Raw genomic sequence first — 21,294 nt, 5'->3', positions numbered from 1 at the left:
ACCCATGAAAAAAATAAGCTTCTTACTAGGCTGCATCCTGCTGTGCGCAGGAGTTGTCCAGGCCGCAGAAAAACCCCTGATTCGTATCGGGGCGCGAGTGTTTACCGAGCAAACCCTGCTCGCTGAAATCACGTCCCAATACCTCAATAGCAAAGGTTACAACGCCAAGGTGACTGGCGGGCTGGGCAGCAGCCTGGCGCGCTCGGCCCAAGAGTCGGGGCAACTGGACATGGTGTGGGAATACACCGGCGTATCGCTGGTGGCTTACAACCACATCACCGACAAACTCGACAGCCAGCAATCCTACGACCGGGTTAAAGAGGTCGATGCAAAAAAAGGACTGATCTGGCTGCATCCGTCCAAGTTCAGCAACACCTACGCGCTGGCCCTGCCACAGAAAGTGGCCGAGGCGTTTCCGGACATCAACAGCATCAGTGACCTGAACAAGGCACTGCGTGACCCGGAAAACAAAAGCGCACTGGTGGCACTGGACACCGAGTTCGCCAACCGCTCCGATGGTTTGCTGGGCATGGTCAAGCTCTACGACATGGACCTGACCCGCCGCAATATCCGTCAGATGGACGCAGGCCTGGTCTACACCGCGCTGAAAAACGGCCAGGTATTTGCCGGGCTGGTGTACACCACGGACGGCCGCTTGAGTGCCTTCAACCTCAAGTTGCTGGACGACGACCTGCATTACTTCCCGGACTACACCGCCGCGCCGGTCGTGAGCAAAGCCTATCTCGATGCCCACCCGGACCTGGAAGCGCTGCTCAAACCCCTGGCCGATCTGTTTGACGACGAAACCATGCGCCAGCTCAACGCGCGGGTCGACGTGAACCACGAAAGCCCCTCCACGGTGGCCGCAGATTTCCTGCGCCAGCATCCACTCAACTAAGGAAAAGACATGGAATTTTTGAACGCCTTTTCCCATATGGACTGGTCGCTAGTCTTACAACTGACCCTTCAGCACATCAGCCTGGTCGGCATCGCCGTGATTCTGGCGATCCTGATCGGCGTGCCGCTGGGTGTGTTGATGACACGCTTCCCGACACTGGCCGGCCCTCTGCAAGCCAGCGCCACCGTGCTGCTGACCATTCCGTCCATTGCCCTGTTCGGCCTGCTGTTGCCGTTCTACTCCAAGTTCGGCCAGGGCCTGGGCCCGATGCCGGCCATCACGGCGGTGTTTCTTTATTCACTGCTGCCCATCATGCGCAACACGTTCCTGGCCCTCACCGGCGTGGAACCGGGTATTCGCGAAGCCGCCCGCGGCATCGGCATGACCTTTGGCCAGCGCCTGCGCATGGTTGAACTGCCCATCGCGGTACCCGTGATTCTCGCCGGCGTACGCACCGCCGTGGTGATGAACATCGGCGTCATGACCATCGCCGCCACCATCGGTGCTGGCGGTCTGGGTGTACTTATTCTTGCTGCAATCAGCCGTAGCGACATGTCGATGCTGATCGTCGGCGCCGTGCTGGTCAGTGTTCTGGCCATCATCGCCGACCTGCTTCTGCAATGGCTGCAACGCTCGCTGACTCCAAAAGGACTGCTCAAATGATCGAACTTCAAAACCTCAGCAAAACATTCCAAAGCAACGGCAAAGACGTAAAAGCCGTGGACTCGGTAAGCCTGACCGTCAACGAAGGCGAGATCTGTGTGTTCCTCGGGCCTTCGGGTTGCGGTAAAAGCACCACGCTGAAAATGATCAACCGCCTGATCAAGCCCACTTCCGGCAAGATCCTGATCAACGGCGAAGACACCACCGACCTCGACCCGGTGACCCTGCGTCGCAATATCGGTTATGTGATCCAGCAGATCGGCCTGTTCCCCAACATGACCATCGAGGAAAACATCACCGTCGTGCCGCGCCTGCTGGGCTGGGACAAGCAAAAGTGCCATGACCGTGCCCGCGAGCTGATGAGCATGATCAAGCTTGAACCCAAGCAGTACCTCAACCGTTATCCGCGCGAACTGTCGGGTGGCCAGCAACAGCGGATCGGGGTGATTCGCGCCCTGGCCGCTGACGCACCGCTGCTATTGATGGATGAACCGTTTGGTGCCGTTGACCCGATCAACCGCGAGATGATCCAGAACGAATTCTTCGAGATGCAACGGGCGCTGAACAAGACCGTGATCATGGTCAGCCACGACATCGACGAAGCGATCAAGCTGGGCGACAAGATTGCGATCTTCCGTGGCGGCAAGTTGTTGCAGATGGATCATCCCGACACCCTGCTCGCCCACCCGGCCGACGACTTTGTCAGCAACTTCGTGGGCCAGGACAGCACGCTCAAGCGCCTGCTGCTGGTCAAGGCCGAAGACGCGGCGGACAACGCGCCGTCGGTGAGCCCGGAAACCCCGGTGGCCGAAGCGCTGGAACTGATGGACGAACTCGACCGTCGCTATGTCGTCGTGACATGTGCCGACAACAAAGCCCTGGGCTATGTGCGCCGTCGTGACCTGCACCGCCAGAGCGGTACGTGCGGCCAGTACCTGCGCGAATTCACCGCCACTGCCGCGTCCGAGGAACACTTGCGCATCCTGCTGTCGCGCATGTATGAGTTCAACCGTTCGTGGTTGCCGGTCATGGACACCGAGCGTGTGTTCCAGGGTGAAGTGACGCAAGAATCGATTGCCGCCTACCTGAGCTCGGGCCGCTCACGTGGGGCCAAGACCAGCATTGTCTCGCCGGCAGATATTGCGTTGGCGTAATAGACTAATTACCCAAGCACTTATATACACCCGCAGGATTAATTGCGGGTGTATATAAGTCCGCGATCGATATTTTATAACGATGCACGGCATGGATTAACACCCAAACGCAGAACGCGCACCACTCTTATTTGACAAGTTCCGCTCAAGCGAAATGCGTTCGTACAAACCTCAATGCCGCCATTACATTTGGACGACGACCGATAGCATCAGCACTGCCTTCATTGTACCCGGTCACCGACAGCACGTGCCGCATCCACGAGGCGTTAAGGAACGTGCCAAAATGGGTAATCATATAAGATTGAATTAACGCTAGGGCACCCGCACACAACGGGGTCGCACTGGAAGTGCCCGAATAATCTTTGGAATAGTTTCTATTATTGCCCTCCATTTTTTGTAAGGAGCCATACCCCGTGGTCACTACACTCCAGTCCCCCCATGAATTTATAGTTGCCCCTGCGTATTTATAATTTGAAAAATACACCTTTCGCCCGTTAGTGTGATAACAAGCTCCCGCCAAAAAACCACCGCTGTCACCAAATTGATTCATATTCCCAGCCTGCACACTGAGATCAAGACCACCATTCCCCGCCGCCATTATGACCACCACTCCCTTATCTACCAAGGACTTGATTTTGTCCCACCACGACCTGTTATGCACCATTGGAAGGAAATTAGAAGGTCCCTGAAGCTGTATATCCAAGCTCACTATATCTCCGGGCACTGCATCTCTGATAATCAAGTCAAGAGAACCGGTATCGTAGAAATTGAAATGACAACCGTGTGCGATCCCAACCACTCCTATCGTGTTTTTACTAGCAGCTATACAACCCGTTGAAGCGGTGCCGTGATTACAGTCCTCAGTTTCCGGACGGCTGCTGACCACTGTAATATTGTTTCTCAAGTCCTCATGATTTCGGTACACACCAAAGTCCAAGTGCCGGACCGTGGCCGCCTTGCCATATTCCCCTATCCCCCAAGCCTCCAAAACATTCATCCCTAGTTGGCGGCTAGATACACCATCGCCTAGATACGTCTGCAAACTCTGAAACAGGGGCGTGGGCTCAGTGACATGGGGGGCTAGTGTTAAAGATGAAGGGGTTTCCCTGGGAGGCAGATCAGGAGCAGCCATTCCTGTGGTATCCGGGACGACAGTACAATAAACAACATAGTCCAACTGCTCGAGCTCAGTGACAATGGCTACCAACTCGTCAAACGTACACCCCGGATCGACATAGTAAGTACGGGGTATAATATCGCCCATTAACTTATTATTAGGCAGTTTCTCATAGGTGGCGCGACCTCTTACCCTGGAGAACAACGGTGACTGCGTTAACGCGCCCTGCTTCAGACGCGCCAGGGAATCGTCATGATCCAGCTTTATCTGTAAATAGTAACGAGTTACCCCTTTAACAGGACTGAATACTTCCGGCGTGGATTTGGTCGTGGGTTTCACCGTCGACGGCAGGGTTTTCCCCACCGCTGAAATAGTGATTTCGCGGGTCTTTAACAGGCCGGAAACACCTGCCCCCCCGGTGTAGTTCACCTCAGCCTGATAACGCCCAGCTTGCTGATTATCAAACATGACGACTTGACCGCTTAACGAACGCAGCACCTGACCCTCTTTATATAATGTGACCATGCAGGATTGATCGGGAGAGAGCCCCATGACTTTTACATATACACGACCATCAAACTCAACGTTGCGAAAAATAAAAGCTTCTGCATTTTCCATACTTAAATATCCTTTTTAAAATGATGAATTTTCTCACCCAATAAAAATATAAGGCCCGCGCCTTACAAACAGAGATTTGACTTCCAACCCTCATATTTGATGACCGCACACTAACAACCTAATTGCCGATATAAAACTGTCACTTATAACAGTTACGCTATAATCATTCGCTATAAACAAAGACTCGTTAGACGCCTTTACGGCATGAAGTTTTAAAGTCAATGTAGTTCCCTATTGTCATGCGTTACTAAAACACGGGTTCGTCTTTCAGGAGCAGGTGTGCAACTGCATCACCCCCGCATGGCATCCGAACGCTCAGTTATTGGTCCTAAGGTGCAAAATCAGGCGTCTGGGTTCATGAAATGAGGAATGCCAGGGAACGTCACGCTGACCTCAGTGTCGGTTACCTAGATAGCTGATCCTGGCCCCACGACGAACGCGTACAAAAACGCGACATTTTTTGTTGCTCTCAACGCACTCACCCCCTAAAGTTCGCGCCGAACATCCATGCTGGAAACGATCCATCCGGCTCAAGTACTGACGACGAGACAGCAAGGTCCATTTACCTTTTTTGCTTTCGGCGGACATGCCTTGGGAAGTAGGCGAACCAAAGTGGGGATACGGAGGATGTTCAGTTGCGCCCATTTATTTATGACGTTTGCCACTAGGAGTCCCTCAGCATGTCGATCAAGGTCGAAGACTATTACGCGCGCGATACCTTCAACAAAATGAAGGCCTTCGCTGACACCCAGGAAACCCCGTTCGTGGTGATCGACACCGCCATGATCAGCAAGGCTTACGATGACCTGCGTGCAGGCTTCGAATTTGCCAAGGTGTACTACGCAGTCAAAGCCAACCCAGCCGTCGAAATCATCGACCTGCTGCGCGACAAGGGTTCGAGCTTCGACATCGCTTCGATCTACGAGTTGGACAAAGTGATGGACCGAGGTGTTAGCCCGGATCGCATCAGCTACGGCAACACCATCAAGAAATCCAAAGACATTCGCTACTTCTACGACAAAGGCGTGCGCCTGTTCTCCACCGACTCCGAAGCCGACCTGCGCAACATCGCCAAGGCGGCTCCAGGTTCGAAGATCTACGTTCGTATTCTGACCGAAGGCTCGACCACGGCTGACTGGCCTTTGTCGCGCAAATTCGGCTGCCAGACCGATATGGCCATGGACTTGCTGATCCTGGCCCGTGACCTGGGCCTGGTGCCGTACGGCATTTCGTTCCACGTGGGCTCCCAGCAACGGGACATCAGCGTATGGGATGCGGCCATCGCCAAGGTCAAAGTGATCTTCGAGCGCCTGAAAGAAGAAGACGGCATCGTTCTCAAGCTGATCAACATGGGCGGCGGCTTCCCGGCCAACTACATCACCCGCACCAACAGCCTGGAAACCTACGCCGAAGAGATCATTCGCTTCCTGAAGGAAGACTTCGGTGACGACCTGCCGGAAATCATCCTGGAACCGGGCCGTTCGCTGATTGCCAACGCCGGTATCCTGGTCAGTGAAGTGGTACTGGTAGCCCGTAAATCCCGCACCGCCGTGGAGCGCTGGGTTTACACCGACGTGGGCAAATTTTCTGGCCTGATCGAAACCATGGACGAAGCCATCAAGTTCCCGATCTGGACTGAAAAGAAAGGCGAAATGGAAGAAGTCGTGATTGCCGGCCCAACATGCGACAGCGCCGACATCATGTACGAAAACTACAAGTACGGCCTGCCGCTGAACCTGGCGATCGGTGATCGTCTGTACTGGCTATCGACCGGTGCCTACACCACCAGCTACAGCGCGGTTGAGTTCAACGGCTTCCCGCCGCTGAAGTCTTTCTACCTGTAAAAACAGGCCCCCCGGCCAAGTGTCCGGGGGGCTGTCATTACCGTCTAGCGACTGATCCGCCGCAAGAAACGCTGAAACCCTGCCACCTCTGCCGATGCCTGCTGCATCGCGTTAGCGTTGACCTCTGTGGTCGAATGAGCACGGCTGATAAACACCCCAAGCCCCCTGACAACCAACCTCATGTTGTCAACCCAGTACGCCCGAGCCTCAACCAGTTCAGCGTGACGCCTGATTTTCTCTGCACGCTCTTTCAATACCCGAGCATCTGTCACGTTTTGGTTTTGCAGCACTCTCACGTCAGATAACGTGTCGGTTATTTTGTTGCGTGCCTGAGTCAAGGCAAACAAGCGATAGCCACCGTCAAAAAAGCCAAGGTACTGCGTCAGGCGCTCAAGAGCCGCCACGACCACATCCGCCTCTGCTTTTCCAACCAGTGCCGACGTTAAAAGCGTCTGGATGTGCTCGGCGGTCGGCAGTAAATCCCTTATGTGATCCAGCCAGGTTCGGGATTGAAGAATAGTGACGGCAGCGTCTATAACCTGTTTATCTGCCCTCAACTTATCTTTTTGTACTTGCAGCATGACCGCCTGCTGTTCCAACTCATCAAGCCTGGCTGCATCATACGCCAGCAAGGGATCAGAATAATGTTCCAGGTTGAGCCCTTCACCTTCATCGACCCATAATGCTATTTGATGTTTGGCGGCCCCAACAGCACTTACAATGCGACCGACCCGCAGGGCACAGGTATCATTGAGCGCACTTAATGCAGAGGCTTGCACTTCAACGGCCAACTCGGTATGAGCATGAATGGCCCCCCACTGTTCCAGCAGCCCATCGAAACCCGCGCTGTCCACCACCACTTCCAGATGGCGTACTTGATCGACAATAGTGCGCGCACTATTGCTCAGGTTTTTGGCGGCCAGGTTCAAACGTTCTTGTAAAGATGGAATAAAATCGTATTCACGATTCACCGCCACCGCATTGAACTTTCTCAGCCCGGCAAACACACCCGGCATATCAGGATTTTCAAACACCATGAGTCCACTGTCCCTATTCATGAATTAAGTCCCTTTACTCAATGACGCCCATCAATAATTTCATTAAACGCGTTGGATATCTGCACGCTGTAGTCTTTAACACGCGTCCAGGGATTCAACAGTTGTGAAAAATCCAGCTTGAACCGGTGTAGCCGGGCAAGGTCATCCACTCCCTCCAACTGATAGGCTGCTTCATCGAGGTATTTGGCAATGTAGCCCCAGACTTGCGCCAATTGCTTGGCTCCCTGTTCGGCGCCGAGCATACGGCTGCGCAAATCTGTAAAGCGCTGCTGAGTGGCATCCAGCACAATGGCCAGCCTTTCCTGCTCATGACTGCCTTGTCTTGCGACTTCGCGCTCGGCAATCAGCTTGTTTTTTCGGGCCCGCGTCGCTTCGGCTTTCGCACCAAATATCCCGCCCGTGATGGCCAGGCCTACAGGCCCCAGAAAAATCCCTGAATGGCCATACAACACTTGGGTTTTATAGTCCTTGATCAACTGATCAATTTCACTGTCCAGCTCTTTAATACGCTCGACCAGCACTTCGCGCTCCCTGGAGTGCCCTCTCTTGGCATACGCATCTAGCTTGCCGTTGACTTCGTGAATCAACTCGTCAGACAACACCCGCTCAAACTCGGCTGCCAAGGCACCCACCGCCGTGGCTTTATTGATATAAGCGTCGGTGTCTTTTTTAATCAGCAGTACGTATTCCCTGATAATACGGACGGCCTTGAGTTCTGTTGAGTTCAGAACAATCGCCTTCAACTCGGCTTCTTCTGACTCGGTCAACTCATCAAGGGTCCCCGTAAGAAAGCGCTCGAATTCGATCTTATTGATCAGTTCAATAATGCCATTGGCCGTTGTAATAAAACTGTCCGAAAACCTGTTAAGTTGCCGACTAAGCTCTTTTGTATCACGCTCCAGCGCCGACCATGTACCGGCGTGTTGCACAACACGCTGATGAAACAACTGGATACTTGCAGGCTCAAGCCCCGGCACGCTCTCTGTATTCGCCCCGAACCATGCCACGATCTTATTGTAATCGACCGGTAATGTTCGAGATTCACGCACATAAGCACGGACACTGTGTATATCACTGCGCCGAATAATAAACCCCAGCTCATTTTTTGAAACCGCGGCGTTCTTTTCACCCGCCAACACCTGAATATATTGCGAGGGCAAGTAGATGGCCGCTTCCAAGGACGTCATTTCCTCAAGCGGCCTGGCATCTTCAACACTCTCAAAGAGGGCGTAATTATCACCTTGCATATTAAATCCCTTTAAATAATTATCCTGCCAAAACAGGATCAATCTTCAAAGGGCATCAATCAATTACACTATTACCCGGCAACTCGTAAGACAACGATAAAAACAAAAAAGAATACGTACCCTAACAATCCGTGGCCCATTCAGATCTTCTAAAACACCGCGTACGAGCATTACCCGCCGCGGCGTAATGACTGTCAGTCGCCGCTTTCCTGCAGCGTATGGATGCGCGCTTGCCAAAGGTCGCTCATTGCCCTGACACGCGGCTCCCTGGCCTCCTGCAGGGCCAGGTAACTCACGCGCAAGAAGTTCAGGTTGCCTTGCGCCAATGCACGCTCAAACCAGATCAAGGCCTCATCAACATGACCGGACTCGGCGAGTACCGAGGCATGGCTGAACTGGCCACGAAAATCACCGCCAAGGGCTGAGCGTTCGTACCAGAGGCACGCCGCCTTTTTATCTGCCGGGCAATACACGCCCTCTTCCAGATAACGCCCCAGCAGATTCATCGACTTGGCATGGCCAGCCTGTGCTGCCACTCCATACAAGGTGAACGCTGCACCCTGGTCTTGCGCCACACCGCGACCGGTAGCCAGCAAGTTGGCGTAGTTGTAAAGCGCCCAATCCAGCCCGGCCTCTGCTGCCTGACGATATTCCAGGCTGGCCAGCGTGCAATCCACAGGCCCGCCCCAGCCATGCTCCCAGCAACGTCCGAGCATGTTGCGGGCCATGAGGTGGCCGCCATTGGCCGCGATTTGAAACCAGCGCTTGGCCAGCACCGGGTCGCGCTCAATGCCCTGGCCGTCGAGCAGAATCTGACCCAGCAAGGCCTGACCGTCCACAATGCCCTCCTTGGCCGCCATCAAGATGGCCTGGGCAGCTTTCGCCGGGTTTTCAGCCAGCATGGCGCGCAATTGGTCACCATCGAGCACTTCTTCACGGCGCAGTTGAAAGTTCATGGCTAGACCTCGGCCCAGCGGCGCAACAGGTTGTGATAGGTGCCTGTGAGCTGGATGAGGGAGGGATGATCGGGTACGTCGCGGGTCAGTTGCTGGATCGCGCCATCCATTTCAAACAGCAGGGTGCGCTGGCTGTCTTCACGCACCAGGCTTTGGGTCCAGAAAAACGATGCAAAGCGCGCTCCCCGAGTAACCGCATTGACCTTGTGCAAGCTGGTGCCGGGGTACAGCACCATATCGCCAGCTGGCAGTTTGACTTGCTGCACACCGTAGGTGTCCTGAATCACCAGTTCACCGCCGTCATAGTCTTCGGGATCGCTGAAAAACAAGGTGGCCGACAGATCCGTGCGTACCCGCTCGGGGCTGCCTCTGGGCTGACGCACAGCATTGTCGATATGAAAGTCGAAGCTGCCGCCCCCGGTGTAGCAGTTCACCAAAGGCGGAAAGACTTTGTGCGGTAACGCTGCCGACATGAACAGCGGATTTTTCCAGAGCCGGTCCATCATCGCTGCACCAATTTCCTTGGCTAACGGATGGTCTTCGGGCAGTTGCAGATTGTGCTTGGCCTTGGCGGATTGAAAGCCGGCAGTGATTTTGCCGTCAGCCCATTCAGTCTGCTGCAGCGCCTCACGGATGCGCTGCACCTCTTCACGGGAGAACAAGCCGGGGATATGCAGCAACATTACGCAGCACCTGATAGCAAAGGGATGGCAATGGTATTGATTCTTATTGAATGTGTAAAACCCTGTTGCGCCCCTGTAGACGAACGAGTGTGAAAAAACCGTAAAGGCAATTTGTAAAGATTGTAAATTTAGCGCTAATAGTAATGCCTCTCAATTGATAGTCAGAATTGTTTGCCATATATTTCGCGGCTCAAATTCTGGGGGAAGGGATCTTAAAATGTCGCGCCAACAATTAAAAATACCCGTCAGCTCACCACGCTTGCTGGCTTCGGCCATCGGTGTTGCTATCACTGCGAGCTCTGCAGCCCATATGGCTCAGGCCGCTGAAAGCACTGAGAGCAAGGCACAGGGCAACAGTATTTCCCTTGGCGCGACTACCGTTACTGGCGAAGCTCAAGATCAAAAGTCGTATCAGGTCGAGAAAGCCAGCTCCCAGAAGTACACCGCACCGCTGATCGATACGCCTCGTTCCGTCACCGTAATTCCACAACAAGTGCTGCAAGACACTGCAGCCACTTCGCTGCAAGATGCATTGCGCACCGTTCCGGGTATCACCTTCGGCGCAGGCGAAGGCGGCAACCCGCAGGGCGACCGCCCATTCATCCGCGGCTTTGATGCTCAGGCCGATATGTACCTTGACGGCGTGCGTGACGCTGGCGGCCAGACCCGCGAAATTTTCGACATCGAGTCGATCGAAGTCAGCAAAGGCCCCAACTCTTCCTTTGGTGGTCGTGGCTCGGCAGGCGGTAGCCTGAATATGGTGAGCAAGACCCCTAAAATGGGTGACTTCCTCAACGGTGGCTTCACCTACGGCTCCGACCAGACCCGCCGCTACACCGTGGATGTAAACCGCCAGTTCCTGGACACCGCAGCGTTTCGCCTGAACCTGATGAGCCACGAGCAAAATGTATCCGGCCGTGACGCGGTCAACTACGACCGCTGGGGCGTTGCACCGTCTCTGACCTTCGGCCTGGGCACTGAAAACCGCCTGAACGTCAGCTACTACCATCTCGAAAGCAACGACCTGCCGGACTCGGGCATTCCATATGGCTACAGCAACAGCTCAAGAACAGCGGTTCACGGTCATGACAAGCCAGACGATGGCGGCAACAGCAGCAACTTTTACGGTTTGAAAGACCGTGACTTCCGCAAAACCCGCGTCGATATCAGCACTATCTCGTTCGAGCATGACTTCAACGACGCGATGACTCTGAAAAACACCTTGCGTCACGGCAACACCGGCCAGGACTACATCCTGACCCAGCCGGACGACAGCCAGCACAACGTTAACCAGTACGGCACTGTGTGGCGTCGTGCCAACACCCGTGTTTCGACCACCGAAACCACGACTAACCAGACTGATCTGTTTGGCAACTTCCAGGTCATGGGCTTCAAGAACACCTACTCCACCGGTGTCGAGTTCACCCGTGAAGAAACCCGCGCCAGCAGCTATACCGTTTCGCCAAACAGCAACCCTAATTGCACACTGGACAAAGTCGGCAACAGCGGCGGCCAGTGCACCTCTCTGTCCAACCCGAATCCAAACGACGTGTGGACCGGTACTGAGGCGCGCAATTACAACGGCACCAACACCGTTGGCGTGACCAAGGCAGCTTACGTTTTCGACACGATCGAACTTGATCCACAATGGCTGTTGAACGCCGGTCTGCGTTACGACTCGTTCAGCACCACAGCGAACACCAACGCTGCCACGGGCCGTACTAAAGCCTCTAACGACAGCAACTACTTCAACTGGCAAACCGGCCTGGTCTGGAAGCCACTGGATAACGGTAGCGTTTACGTTTCCTACGCGACCTCTGCTTCCCCACCAGGCGGCATTGTGGGTGAAGGCGTTGAAGGCAACGCTCTGGTTGCTCCTGGCAGCACTATTACCAGCGACCTGAAGCCGGAAGAAACCGTTAACTACGAGTTGGGCACCAAGTGGGATGTGTTCCACGACCGCCTGTCGCTGACGGCTGCAATATTCCGTACCGAGAAGAAAAACACTCGGGTCCTGACTGACTCCTTTACCTACGAAAACGCCGGTGAGTCCCGCGTTGACGGCCTGGAATTGTCAGCCAGTGGCAAGATCACTGAAAAATGGCAAGTGTTTGCAGGCTACAGCTACCTGAAAAGCGAGCTGGTTGATCCAGGCAAAAAGGGCAACCGTAACGGCAGCGTCAACGCCACTGCCCTGTCGGACAAAGGCAACGAAATGCCGAACACGCCGAAAAACAGCTTCAGCCTGTGGACAACTTATGAAGTGATGCCAAAGCTGACCGTTGGCGGCGGCGCGTTCTATGTTGACGAAGTGTACGGCGACACTGCCAACACCGTTTACGTCCCGGCTTACACCCGCTACGACGCCATGGCCAGCTACAAACTGACCAAAAATATCGACCTGCAACTGAACGTGCAAAACCTGACCGACAAGACCTACTACGACAAAGCCTATGCTTCGCACTTCGCAAGCCAGGCGGCGGGCCGTACAGCCTTGTTGACCACCAGCTTCCACTTCTAATTCGAAGTTGAGCTGTACAGAGCCCCGCCCATCCAATGGTCGGGGCTTTTGTGTGTTAAATGACGTACACGGCCTAATGCGCCGTGAAGCATTCAATTGAGCAAGCAAGGCGGTCGTCGTGTTTAAGAAAACACTTTTTCAGCTGCACTGGTTTTTCGGGATCACCGCAGGGCTGGTTCTGGCCTTGATGGGGATAACCGGCGCCACGGTGTCGTTCCAGGACGAGTTGCTGAACTTGCTCAACCCTTCGGTACTCAAGGTCGAAAAACTCGACAGCGGCGTGCTGCCACCCGCCGAGCTGGTGCGCAGGGTCGAGGCCACTGAAGGCAAACAGGTTTCAATGCTATGGGTGGGCGTGGACAGCGGCACTGCTGCGCGAATTTTCTTCACCCCGCCACCGGGCGAGCGGCGTGGCCAGATGCGCTATGTCGACCCCTATACCGGCACCTATCAGGGTGAGGCCAACGGCCAGGGCTTTTTCGACCTGATGCTGCAACTGCACCGTTTTCTGGCCATGGGCCAAACCGGTCGCCAGATCACCGGCGCCTGTACCCTGATGCTGATTTTCTTCTGCCTGTCGGGGCTGTACTTGCGCTGGCCGCGCAAAGCGTTGAACTGGCGTGCCTGGTTGACGCTGGACTGGGCGAAAAAAGGTCGCAGCTTTAACTGGGACCTGCACGCGGTCGCAGGCACCTGGTGCATGATCTTTTACCTGCTGGCGGCCCTGACCGGTTTGTCATGGTCTTACGAATGGTACAACAAGGGCCTGCAAAAGCTGTTTTCCGACACCCCCAACAGCGAGCAACGCAAAGGCGGCCGTGGCCAACCAGGGCCTGCGGGGCCGGCTCCGGTGGCCGACTACGACGCCATCTGGGCCAGTATCCAGAAAGCCGCGGGACCGGACCTGAGCACCTACAACGTGCGCATGCCGCCAGTGGCAGGACAACCCGCCACGGTGTTCTACCTGCTCAACAGCTCGCCCCACGAGCGTGCGTTCAACCAGATCACGCTCGACCCCGCCACCGGCGCGGTGAAGAAACACGATCGCTTTGAAGCCAAAAGCTACAAGGCACAATTGCTCAGCAGCATTTACGCCCTCCATGTGGGCAGCTACTGGGGCCTGACCGGTCGAATCCTGGTGACCATCGCCAGCCTGACCATGCCGTTGTTCTTTATTACCGGCTGGTTGTTGTACCTGGACCGTCGCCGTAAAAAGCGTCAGATCAAGCAGGCACGCCAGGGATTTGCCGCGGTCAGCAACGATGCGCCGTCATGGCTGATCGGCTTTGCCAGCCAAAGCGGCTTTGCCGAGCAATTGGCCTGGCAGACTGCCGGACAACTGCAGGCGGCCGGTCTGCCGGTGCGGGTTCAGCCCTTGGGGGCGCTCAACGAAGACGACTTGCAACAGGCGAGCAACGCTCTGTTTGTGGTCAGCACCTTTGGCGATGGGGAAGCGCCCGACAGCGCCCGTGGTTTTGAACGCAAAATCCTCGGCCAGCCTCTGGGGCTGAACACGCTCAAGTATTCCGTGCTCGCGCTGGGCGACCGCCAATACCCGCACTTTTGTGGTTTTGCCACCCGGGTCCAGCAATGGCTGAGCGAGCGTGGGGCCCAAGCGCTGTTTAGCCCGGTGCAGGTCGACAGCGGTGATGCCGAAGCGCTTCATCAGTGGCAGCAACAGCTCAGCCAGCTCACCGGCGGCGCGCCGAGCGCCAACTGGCAGGCACCGAGCTACAACAACTGGAGCCTTGATCAGCGCGAACTGCTCAACCCCGGCAGCAGCGGTTCGGGGGTTTATCTGCTGGCGCTCACCCCACCCGATGGGAACGCCTCCTGGCAGGCCGGTGATTTGGTTGAAGTCATGCCAAGGCAGTCCACGTGGGCCGTCGAGCACTTCCTTGACGGCCTGGGTCTTTCGGCCAACTCGCCGGTGCAACTCGACGGCCTGCAAGAAACCCTGGCCCAGGCACTGGGCGGCCGCCAACTGCCGGACAATCGCGCTCACCTGGTGGGCATGCACGCCCAGGCGCTGGTCGACGCATTAGTCCCGCTGAACATGCGCGAATACTCCATTGCCTCGATCCCCGAGGATGGGTCATTGCAATTGATCGTGCGTCAGGAGCGGCATGCCGATGGCAGTCTGGGGATTGGTTCGGGCTGGCTGACGGAACATGCCGCCATCGGCTCGGCGATCAGCCTGCGTGTGCGGCGCAACAGCGGTTTTCATCTGCCCGCCGAACCCGTGCCGCTGATTCTGCTCGGTAATGGCACCGGTCTGGCAGGGCTGCGCAGCTTGCTCAAGGCACGGATCGCCCAAGGACAGCAGCGCAATTGGTTGTTCTTTGGCGAGCGTAACGCCGAGCACGACTTTTATTGCCGCGATGAACTGCAAGGCTGGCTGGCCAGCGGTGATCTGGCACGCCTGGATCTGGCATTTTCGCGGGATCAGGCACAGAAGGCCTACGTGCAGGATCGCTTGCGTGAGTCGGGTGATGAAGTGCGTCAATGGCTGGCAGACGGTGCCGCTATTTATATCTGCGGCAGTTTGCAGGGGATGGCCGCGGGTGTGGACCAGGCACTGATCGACATGCTGGGGGCTGAAGCGGTGGAGTTGCTGATCGAGCAGGGGCGCTATCGCCGCGATGTGTACTAGAGGTTTTCTCTCGGGTTACTAGCCCGACTCCTGTGGGAGCGGGCTTGCTCGCGAAAGGCTCAATGCGGTGAATCAGATAAACTGCATCAAGTGCATCGCGAGCAAGCCCGCTCCCACAAGGTATTGGCTACCAGGCGACTACGCCTTGGCTGTCTCCAGCGCCATTTCCACCGGCTCCGGCCGCTTGATCACCGCATACACCACCGCAGTCAACAGGCTGCCCGCCACAATCGCAAGCAAGTACAGCAGCGCATGGTTGATCGCATTCGGGATCAGCAGCACGAACAAGCCGCCGTGCGGTGCCATCAGCTTGCAGCCGAAGTACATCGACAATGCGCCCGTCAACGCGCCACCCAGGATGCTCGCCGGAATAACCCGCAGCGGGTCTTTGGCAGCAAACGGGATCGCACCTTCAGAAATAAAGCACAGCCCCAGCACCAGCGCCGCTTTGCCCGCCTCACGCTCGGTTTGAGCGAACTTGCGCCGCGCCAGGAAGGTCGCAATGCCCAGCCCGATCGGCGGCACCATGCCCGCCGCCATCGTGGCCGCCATCGGTGCATAACTCTGGGAAGCCAGCAGCCCGACCGAAAACGCATACGCCGCCTTGTTGATAGGCCCGCCAAGGTCGACACACATCATCCCGCCCAGCAGCACACCCAACAGAATGGCGTTGGTGGTGCCCATGCTGTCGAGGAAGTGGGTGAGGCCCTCGAGCATCCCGGCAACCGGCTTGCCCACCACGTAGATCATCACCAGGCCGGTAAACAGGCTGGCGAACAACGGGATGATCAGAATCGGCTTCAAGGCTTCCAGGCTTTGCGGCAATTGCAGATAGCGATTGATCGCCTTGGCGCAATAGCCCGCGATAAACCCGGCAATGATCCCGCCGATAAACCCGGCACCCAGCGTGCTCGCCAACAGACCGCCTATCATCCCCGGCGCCAGGCCCGGACGGTCGGCAATCGAGTAGGCGATGTAACCCGCCAGCAGCGGCACCATCAGTTTGAACGCAGCGTCACCACCGATTTGCATCAGGGCTGCCGCCAGCGTGCCGGGCTCTTTATAAGCAGAGATGCCAAACACGAAGGACAACGCGATCAGCAAACCGCCCGCCACCACCATCGGCAGCATGAAGGACACGCCGGTCAGCAAATGTTTGTAGACCCCGGTTTTTTCTTGCTTGGCCGGTGCTGAGCCGCCCGTCGCGGCGCTCTCTTGCTGGCCTTCGGCCAATGCCTTGTTCAGGGTGGCTTCGGCTTGTTTGAGGGCAATGCCGGTGCCGCAGCGGTAAATCTTTTTGCCGGCAAAGCGCTCGGCCGGCACTTCGATATCTGCCGCCAACAGCACCACATCGGCGTCCCGGATGGCCTCGGCGCTCAACGGATTGCGCGCACCGACCGAGCCTTGGGTTTCGACCTGCAGTTCGTAGCCCAATCGCTTGGCCGCCTGCTGCAAGGCTTCGGCCGCCATGAACGTGTGGGCAACGCCGGTCGGGCATGCCGTGACGGCGACGATTTTAGGTGCGCGTTTCTCGCTCTCGACAGGGGTCGAGGATGGCGCAGGCGACGTGTAGATTTGCGCCTCTTTGATCCCGCGCAGCAACACGGCCTCTACATCCTGCAGGGCCTGGGCCGGGGTGCTCTGAAATACCCGCTTGCCAATAAAACGCTGCATGTCCAGCGGTGTACTGCTGACCAGCAAAACCCACTCGGCTTCGTCGAGGGTGGCCGCCGACAATTGGCGTTCCGGGTGCTTGGGATCATGCACTTCAACGCTGGTGCTCCAGCCCTGGCGCTGCGCGGCGGCATCGAGCAAACGGGCGCATAGCACGCTGGTCACCATGCCGTTGGGGCAGCCCGTCACAATGGCTAATTTCATGTGTATCCCTCTTATTCTTTTGTCAGGGGGCGAACGCGAACGCCGCTTTCGAGCGTCGCCAGGTGCGCCGCATCGCTGATACCAAAACCGATTTGAGTGACTGCCATTGCCGCAATGGCCGTGGCGGTTCGCAAGGTCTGTTCGGGGCTGTGCCCGCTGAGCAAACCGTGGACCATGCCCGCGAGCAACGAGTCGCCTGCCCCCACCGTGCTGGCTACGCTGACCTTGGGCGGCAATGCCTGCAAGGCCCCGGCGCGGCTGAACCAGTTCACACCGTCAGCACCGTGGGAAATAACCACGTGTTCAATACCCAGCGCCTGCAAACGAGTGGCCGCTTCGATCTGGGCCTCAAGGCTGCTGATATCGCTGCCCAAGGCATCACTGAGTTCTTCGGTATTGGGCTTGATCAACCAGGGGCCCGCTGCCAAGGCTTCTTTCAAGGCCTGGCCACTGGTGTCCAGAATCACGTTCAAACCAAGCGCCTTCAAGCGCAGCACCAGATCATGCAGCCACTGCGGGCTCACGCCCTGGGGCAAACTACCGGCCACCACCACTGCATCATGGCCGGGTGCAATTCGATCGAGTATGTCGAGCAAAGCTTGCTGCGCCTGCGGGCTGACCTGCGGCCCAAGCCCGTTCAGGTCGGTCACGCGGCCATCGTCTTCGGCGAGTTTGATATTGCTGCGGGTTTCACCGGGCACGCGGACAAACCCGTCGACAAAGCCACGGCGCTTGAACAACGCATCGAATGCTTGCGCATTGTCTTCGCCCAAAAAGCCGCTCACCGTCAGTGTGTGGCCCAGGTCCGCCAGCACTTGCGCGACGTTGATGCCCTTGCCCGCGGCATGGGTCAGCATCATCGGGCTGCGATTGACCTCGCCCGGCGCCAGATGCCCCAGGCGCACGGTCAAGTCCAGCGCCGGGTTGAGGGTGATGGTCAGAATGCTGGCCATTAGAGCGCCTCCACCAATGCACGAACTTCATCCGGACTGCCAACGCTCAATGCCTGGGCGGCCAGGGTTGTGAGGCGATCCATGCTCAACTCCCGCACCCGCGCCTTGACTTCGGGAATGCTGCGCGCCGAAACGCTCAGCTCATCCACGCCCAGGCCAACCAGTACGGGCACCGCCAGCGGATCAGCGGCCAGTTCGCCGCACACGCCAACCCATTTGCCGTGGGCATGGGCGGCTCGTACGGTGATGTCGATCAGTTGCAGCACCGCCGGATGCAGGCCGTCTGCCTGAGCCGACAGGGTCGGGTGACCACGGTCGATGGCCAGGGTGTACTGGGTCAGGTCGTTAGTGCCGACGCTGAAAAAATCCACTTCCTTGGCCAGCACAGGTGCCAGCAAGGCGGCGGACGGCACTTCGATCATGATCCCCAGTTGCAAATCGGCCACCGGAATTTCCAGCCGCAGACGCTCGGTCATGTCGCGAGCGGCCCGCCATTCGGCCACGCTGCCCACCATCGGAAACATGATGCGCAGCGGGCGGTTGTCTGCCGAGCGCAGCAAAGCGCGCAACTGGCTTTCCATGACGTGCGGACGTTGCAGGGTAAGACGAATACCGCGAACACCCAGAAACGGGTTTTCTTCTTTCTCGATCGGCCAGTACGGCAGCGGCTTGTCGCCACCCACGTCCAAAGTACGAACCACCAGGGGCCGCCCGTCCAGGCCATCCAGTACGCGGCGGTACTCAGCTTCCTGAGTGGCCTCGTCCGGCGCCTGGGAGTGGGCCATGAAAATCAGCTCGGTGCGCAACAGGCCAATGCCCTCAGCGCCCTGCTCCACGGCACTGGCGACGCCTTTGCTTTCGCCGATATTGGCAAACACTTCAACCGGGTGGCCATCCTGGGTCACGGCCAGTTCGTGGCGCTGAGCAAAAGCGGCCAGCAAGCGCTGTTCGCGGCTGTCGCGCTCCTGGGTGGCACGCTGCAAGGCGTCGGCATCCGGTGAAACGTGCAAGCGACCGCGCTGGCCATCGATTAATAGCTGAGTGCCCGGCGCCAGTAACAACACGGCTTCGCCTGCCCCCACCAGCGCCGGAATACCCAGTGCACGAGCGACAATGGCGCTGTGCGCAGTCGCGCCACCGCGGGCGGTCAAAATACCCGCTACCCGTGCCGGATCAAGACGCGCCACGTCCGACGGGCCCACTTCATCCATCACCAGCACATAGGGCTGGTCAGGTTCGGCCGGGGTTTGCACACCACACAACTGAGCCAGGACGCGGCGACCGATATCCCGCAGATCGGCCGCCCGCTCAGCCAGCAGCGCATCCTGCAAGGACTCTTGCTGGTGTGCAGCGGCTTCGATCACGGACATCCAGGCCGCTTCGGCACTTTCGCCCTGCTTGAGGCGCGAATCGACTTCGTCAGTCAGTTCCGGGTCGTCGAGCATTTCCTGGTGAGTGATGAAAATTTCGCGAATGGCCTTGGACTGACTGCGCGAAATCAGGCCTTCAATGTCCTGACGCACTTCGTTCAAGGCTTTTTGCAGGCGCTCGCGCTCAACCGCTGACGACTCGCCACGCAGCGGGTAGTCGAAGGTTTGCAACACTTGGATATGGGCCGGGCCAATGGCAATGCCGGGCGAGGCGGCGATGGCCTGCACCACGCTACCGGCAACCGGAGCGGTGATCAGCGTGGCAATTTCGGCCACGCTCGGGGCTGCTTCGACCAGGATCGGCAGCGGCTCGACTTCTTCGCCCAGACCGCCTTCGACAGCCGCCAGCAGTGCGGGCAATGCGTCATTGGCAATGCTCGGTTCGGCAACAAACTCCAGCACCTGGCCGCGACGGGCACCGAGGCTGAGCAACTTGCTCAGGCTCTTGGCCGAAACTGCCGAGTCCTGCCCGTCAACGATCCTGACGCGGATTTCACCTTCAAAGCTTTTCGCCAGTTGCGCGAGAACCTTGGCCGGGCGCGCATGCAGACCGTGGGCGTTGGCCAAGGTAATACGGGCGCTCGGCCAGTCAGCCGGCGACTCTGCGCCCAGCACTTCGAGCACCGCACGACGGCTGGTGGCCCGGCCCAATTCGTGACCGCGACCGGCAATCAGCAACGCGCACAGGCGCTCCAGCAATGCCTGATGGGCTTCGCCCAGGCTGGCCAGGCAAAACAGACCGCTCAGCGGCTGGCCCAGGTAGCGCATCGGTTTGTCCGGCGTTACAAACGCCAGCCCCGGACGCTTGACCGTCTGCTCGCTGTGCAGCCACCACAGGCCATCGCCCAGGGGTAGCGCATCAACTTGTTGCAGTACGGCGGCAAAGCCATTGCTCACGCAATCGGCCTGGCGCAACAGGCGTGCGCCGCGCCATACCAGCTCTTCGAAGTCATCCGCGGACACACCCAGGCCAATCATCTGGGCATCCAGCGCCAGTTCCTGGGGAGCGCCCTGGAGCAATTTGAGCAAGGCTTCGGCAGAGCTGGCGCGACGCAGGGCTTCGCCCAGATCGGTCTCGCCCAGGGCCCGGGTCAACAGTTGCAGCAAGCGCAGGTGCTCATCGGACTTGGCCGCAATGCCAATCGCCAGGTACACCATTTGCCCATCGCCCCAATCCACCCCCTCGGGGAACTGCAATAAACGCACCCCCGTGGTGAACACCAGGTCGCGGGTTTCAGGCGTGCCATGGGGGATGGCGATGCCCTGGCCCAAAAAGGTCGAACCTTGAGCCTCACGCGCTTGCAAGCCGCTCAGATAACCTTCAGCCACCAAGCCATCGGCAACCAGTTTATCGGCGAGTAATTGCAACGCCGCAGACTTGTCCACAGCCGTCTGGCCCATGGAAATCTGCTCTATGGTGAGCTCGAGCATGCGTTCTCCTTTCCGGCGCTCTATGGCACCCGGTATTGTTTTGAATTAAGTCAGCTTAGGTCGCTGATCACGGGCTGTGTCTGCGGATGTGTGGCAAGCACATCGCTACCGTGATAAGCACCTTTAAATACGTATGCTGAAACGTTTAATCAAGAATACCCGGCACGTTACTGCATAATTGCTCGCGCTT

Annotated in this window: 14 protein-coding genes; 6 read left to right on the top strand and 8 right to left on the bottom strand. The window is 57.4% G+C overall.

Annotated features, from left to right (window positions below):
- The first annotated feature begins 4 nt into the window (after positions 1-4).
- From AACY07_RS03530 to AACY07_RS03520, 3 genes are read left to right on the top strand one after another with little or no spacing between them, the layout of a single operon-like run.
- Entirely contained in the window at positions 5-898 is an 894-nt protein-coding gene (locus tag AACY07_RS03530) for a glycine betaine ABC transporter substrate-binding protein (RefSeq protein ID WP_339473482.1), read from the top strand.
- Between the two features lie 9 nt (positions 899-907).
- Entirely contained in the window at positions 908-1,561 is a 654-nt protein-coding gene (locus AACY07_RS03525; protein WP_133079755.1) for an ABC transporter permease, read from the top strand.
- Positions 1,558-2,715 (top strand): osmoprotectant ABC transporter ATP-binding protein OsmV, encoded by a 1,158-nt coding sequence (locus AACY07_RS03520; RefSeq protein WP_133079756.1) that lies wholly within the window; start codon positions 1,558-1,560, stop codon positions 2,713-2,715. Before AACY07_RS03525 ends, AACY07_RS03520 begins: the two co-directional genes overlap by 4 nt.
- Positions 2,716-2,860: 145 nt before the next feature.
- Here AACY07_RS03520 and AACY07_RS03515 read toward each other — a convergent pair whose 3' ends face one another.
- On the bottom strand, positions 2,861-4,450 hold the full coding sequence (locus AACY07_RS03515; RefSeq protein WP_339473480.1) for a S8 family serine peptidase: 1,590 nt from the start codon (positions 4,448-4,450) through the stop codon (positions 2,861-2,863).
- A 680-nt stretch (positions 4,451-5,130) separates the two neighbouring features.
- On the opposite strand from AACY07_RS03515, the gene AACY07_RS03510 reads away from it, so the two are divergent.
- Positions 5,131-6,294, top strand: a complete 1,164-nt coding sequence (locus AACY07_RS03510) for a type III PLP-dependent enzyme (RefSeq protein ID WP_133079757.1) — start codon at positions 5,131-5,133, stop codon at positions 6,292-6,294.
- A 44-nt stretch (positions 6,295-6,338) separates the two neighbouring features.
- On the opposite strand, the gene AACY07_RS03505 is transcribed toward AACY07_RS03510, so the two are convergent.
- The 4 genes from AACY07_RS03505 to AACY07_RS03490 all read right to left on the bottom strand — a co-directional run bounded on the left by AACY07_RS03505 (position 6,339) and on the right by AACY07_RS03490 (position 10,238).
- Positions 6,339-7,352 (bottom strand): alpha-xenorhabdolysin family binary toxin subunit B, encoded by a 1,014-nt coding sequence (locus AACY07_RS03505; protein ID WP_339473479.1) that lies wholly within the window; start codon positions 7,350-7,352, stop codon positions 6,339-6,341.
- A gap of 17 nt (positions 7,353-7,369) precedes the next feature.
- Entirely contained in the window at positions 7,370-8,599 is a 1,230-nt protein-coding gene (locus AACY07_RS03500; RefSeq protein WP_339473478.1) for an alpha-xenorhabdolysin family binary toxin subunit A, read from the bottom strand.
- Between the two features lie 194 nt (positions 8,600-8,793).
- A complete protein-coding gene (locus AACY07_RS03495) occupies positions 8,794-9,555 on the bottom strand; it encodes a tetratricopeptide repeat protein (RefSeq protein WP_339473476.1) in 762 nt (253 codons plus the stop codon).
- Positions 9,556-9,557: 2 nt separating this feature from the next.
- Positions 9,558-10,238: a Fe2+-dependent dioxygenase gene (locus AACY07_RS03490; protein ID WP_133078554.1), complete on the bottom strand. Its 681-nt coding sequence runs from the start codon at positions 10,236-10,238 to the stop codon at positions 9,558-9,560.
- Between the two features lie 217 nt (positions 10,239-10,455).
- On the opposite strand from AACY07_RS03490, the gene AACY07_RS03485 reads away from it, so the two are divergent.
- Both AACY07_RS03485 and AACY07_RS03480 read left to right on the top strand, forming a co-directional pair.
- The gene (locus AACY07_RS03485; RefSeq protein ID WP_339473473.1) at positions 10,456-12,759 is read left to right on the top strand and encodes a TonB-dependent receptor; all 2,304 of its coding nucleotides are present in this window, start codon (positions 10,456-10,458) and stop codon (positions 12,757-12,759) included.
- Positions 12,760-12,877: 118 nt separating this feature from the next.
- A complete protein-coding gene (locus AACY07_RS03480; RefSeq protein WP_339473471.1) occupies positions 12,878-15,412 on the top strand; it encodes a sulfite reductase flavoprotein subunit alpha in 2,535 nt (844 codons plus the stop codon).
- 138 nt (positions 15,413-15,550) lie between these two features.
- Here the strand turns inward: AACY07_RS03480 and AACY07_RS03475 are convergent, their stop codons facing one another.
- The 3 genes from AACY07_RS03475 to ptsP are packed head-to-tail and all read right to left on the bottom strand — an operon-like array spanning position 15,551 to position 21,104.
- Entirely contained in the window at positions 15,551-17,290 is a 1,740-nt protein-coding gene (locus AACY07_RS03475) for a PTS fructose-like transporter subunit IIB (RefSeq protein ID WP_339473470.1), read from the bottom strand.
- A gap of 11 nt (positions 17,291-17,301) precedes the next feature.
- Complete coding sequence (pfkB, locus tag AACY07_RS03470) at positions 17,302-18,243, bottom strand: 1-phosphofructokinase (RefSeq protein WP_339473469.1); 942 nt, start codon at positions 18,241-18,243, stop codon at positions 17,302-17,304.
- Positions 18,243-21,104, bottom strand: coding sequence for a phosphoenolpyruvate--protein phosphotransferase (gene ptsP / locus AACY07_RS03465; protein WP_339473468.1), 2,862 nt, complete (start codon positions 21,102-21,104; stop codon positions 18,243-18,245). The genes pfkB and ptsP overlap by 1 nt, the downstream gene beginning before the upstream one ends.
- Positions 21,105-21,294: the final 190 nt, after the last annotated feature.

The sequence above is a fragment of the Pseudomonas sp. RL_5y_Pfl2_69 genome (genome assembly GCF_963970465.1).
GTDB lineage: Bacteria > Pseudomonadota > Gammaproteobacteria > Pseudomonadales > Pseudomonadaceae > Aquipseudomonas.
This window is presented reverse-complemented; position numbering and strand designations above follow the sequence as displayed.

Coding starts and splice junctions, on each gene's coding strand:
- AACY07_RS03530 (WP_339473482.1), top strand. CDS start 5: ATGAAAAAAATAAGCTTCTTACTAGGCTGCATCCTGCTGTGCGCAGGA.
- AACY07_RS03525 (WP_133079755.1), top strand. CDS start 908: ATGGAATTTTTGAACGCCTTTTCCCATATGGACTGGTCGCTAGTCTTA.
- AACY07_RS03520 (WP_133079756.1), top strand. CDS start 1,558: ATGATCGAACTTCAAAACCTCAGCAAAACATTCCAAAGCAACGGCAAA.
- AACY07_RS03515 (WP_339473480.1), bottom strand. CDS start 4,450: ATGGAAAATGCAGAAGCTTTTATTTTTCGCAACGTTGAGTTTGATGGT.
- AACY07_RS03510 (WP_133079757.1), top strand. CDS start 5,131: ATGTCGATCAAGGTCGAAGACTATTACGCGCGCGATACCTTCAACAAA.
- AACY07_RS03505 (WP_339473479.1), bottom strand. CDS start 7,352: ATGAATAGGGACAGTGGACTCATGGTGTTTGAAAATCCTGATATGCCG.
- AACY07_RS03500 (WP_339473478.1), bottom strand. CDS start 8,599: ATGCAAGGTGATAATTACGCCCTCTTTGAGAGTGTTGAAGATGCCAGG.
- AACY07_RS03495 (WP_339473476.1), bottom strand. CDS start 9,555: ATGAACTTTCAACTGCGCCGTGAAGAAGTGCTCGATGGTGACCAATTG.
- AACY07_RS03490 (WP_133078554.1), bottom strand. CDS start 10,238: ATGTTGCTGCATATCCCCGGCTTGTTCTCCCGTGAAGAGGTGCAGCGC.
- AACY07_RS03485 (WP_339473473.1), top strand. CDS start 10,456: ATGTCGCGCCAACAATTAAAAATACCCGTCAGCTCACCACGCTTGCTG.
- AACY07_RS03475 (WP_339473470.1), bottom strand. CDS start 17,290: ATGAAATTAGCCATTGTGACGGGCTGCCCCAACGGCATGGTGACCAGC.
- pfkB (WP_339473469.1), bottom strand. CDS start 18,243: ATGGCCAGCATTCTGACCATCACCCTCAACCCGGCGCTGGACTTGACC.
- ptsP (WP_339473468.1), bottom strand. CDS start 21,104: ATGCTCGAGCTCACCATAGAGCAGATTTCCATGGGCCAGACGGCTGTG.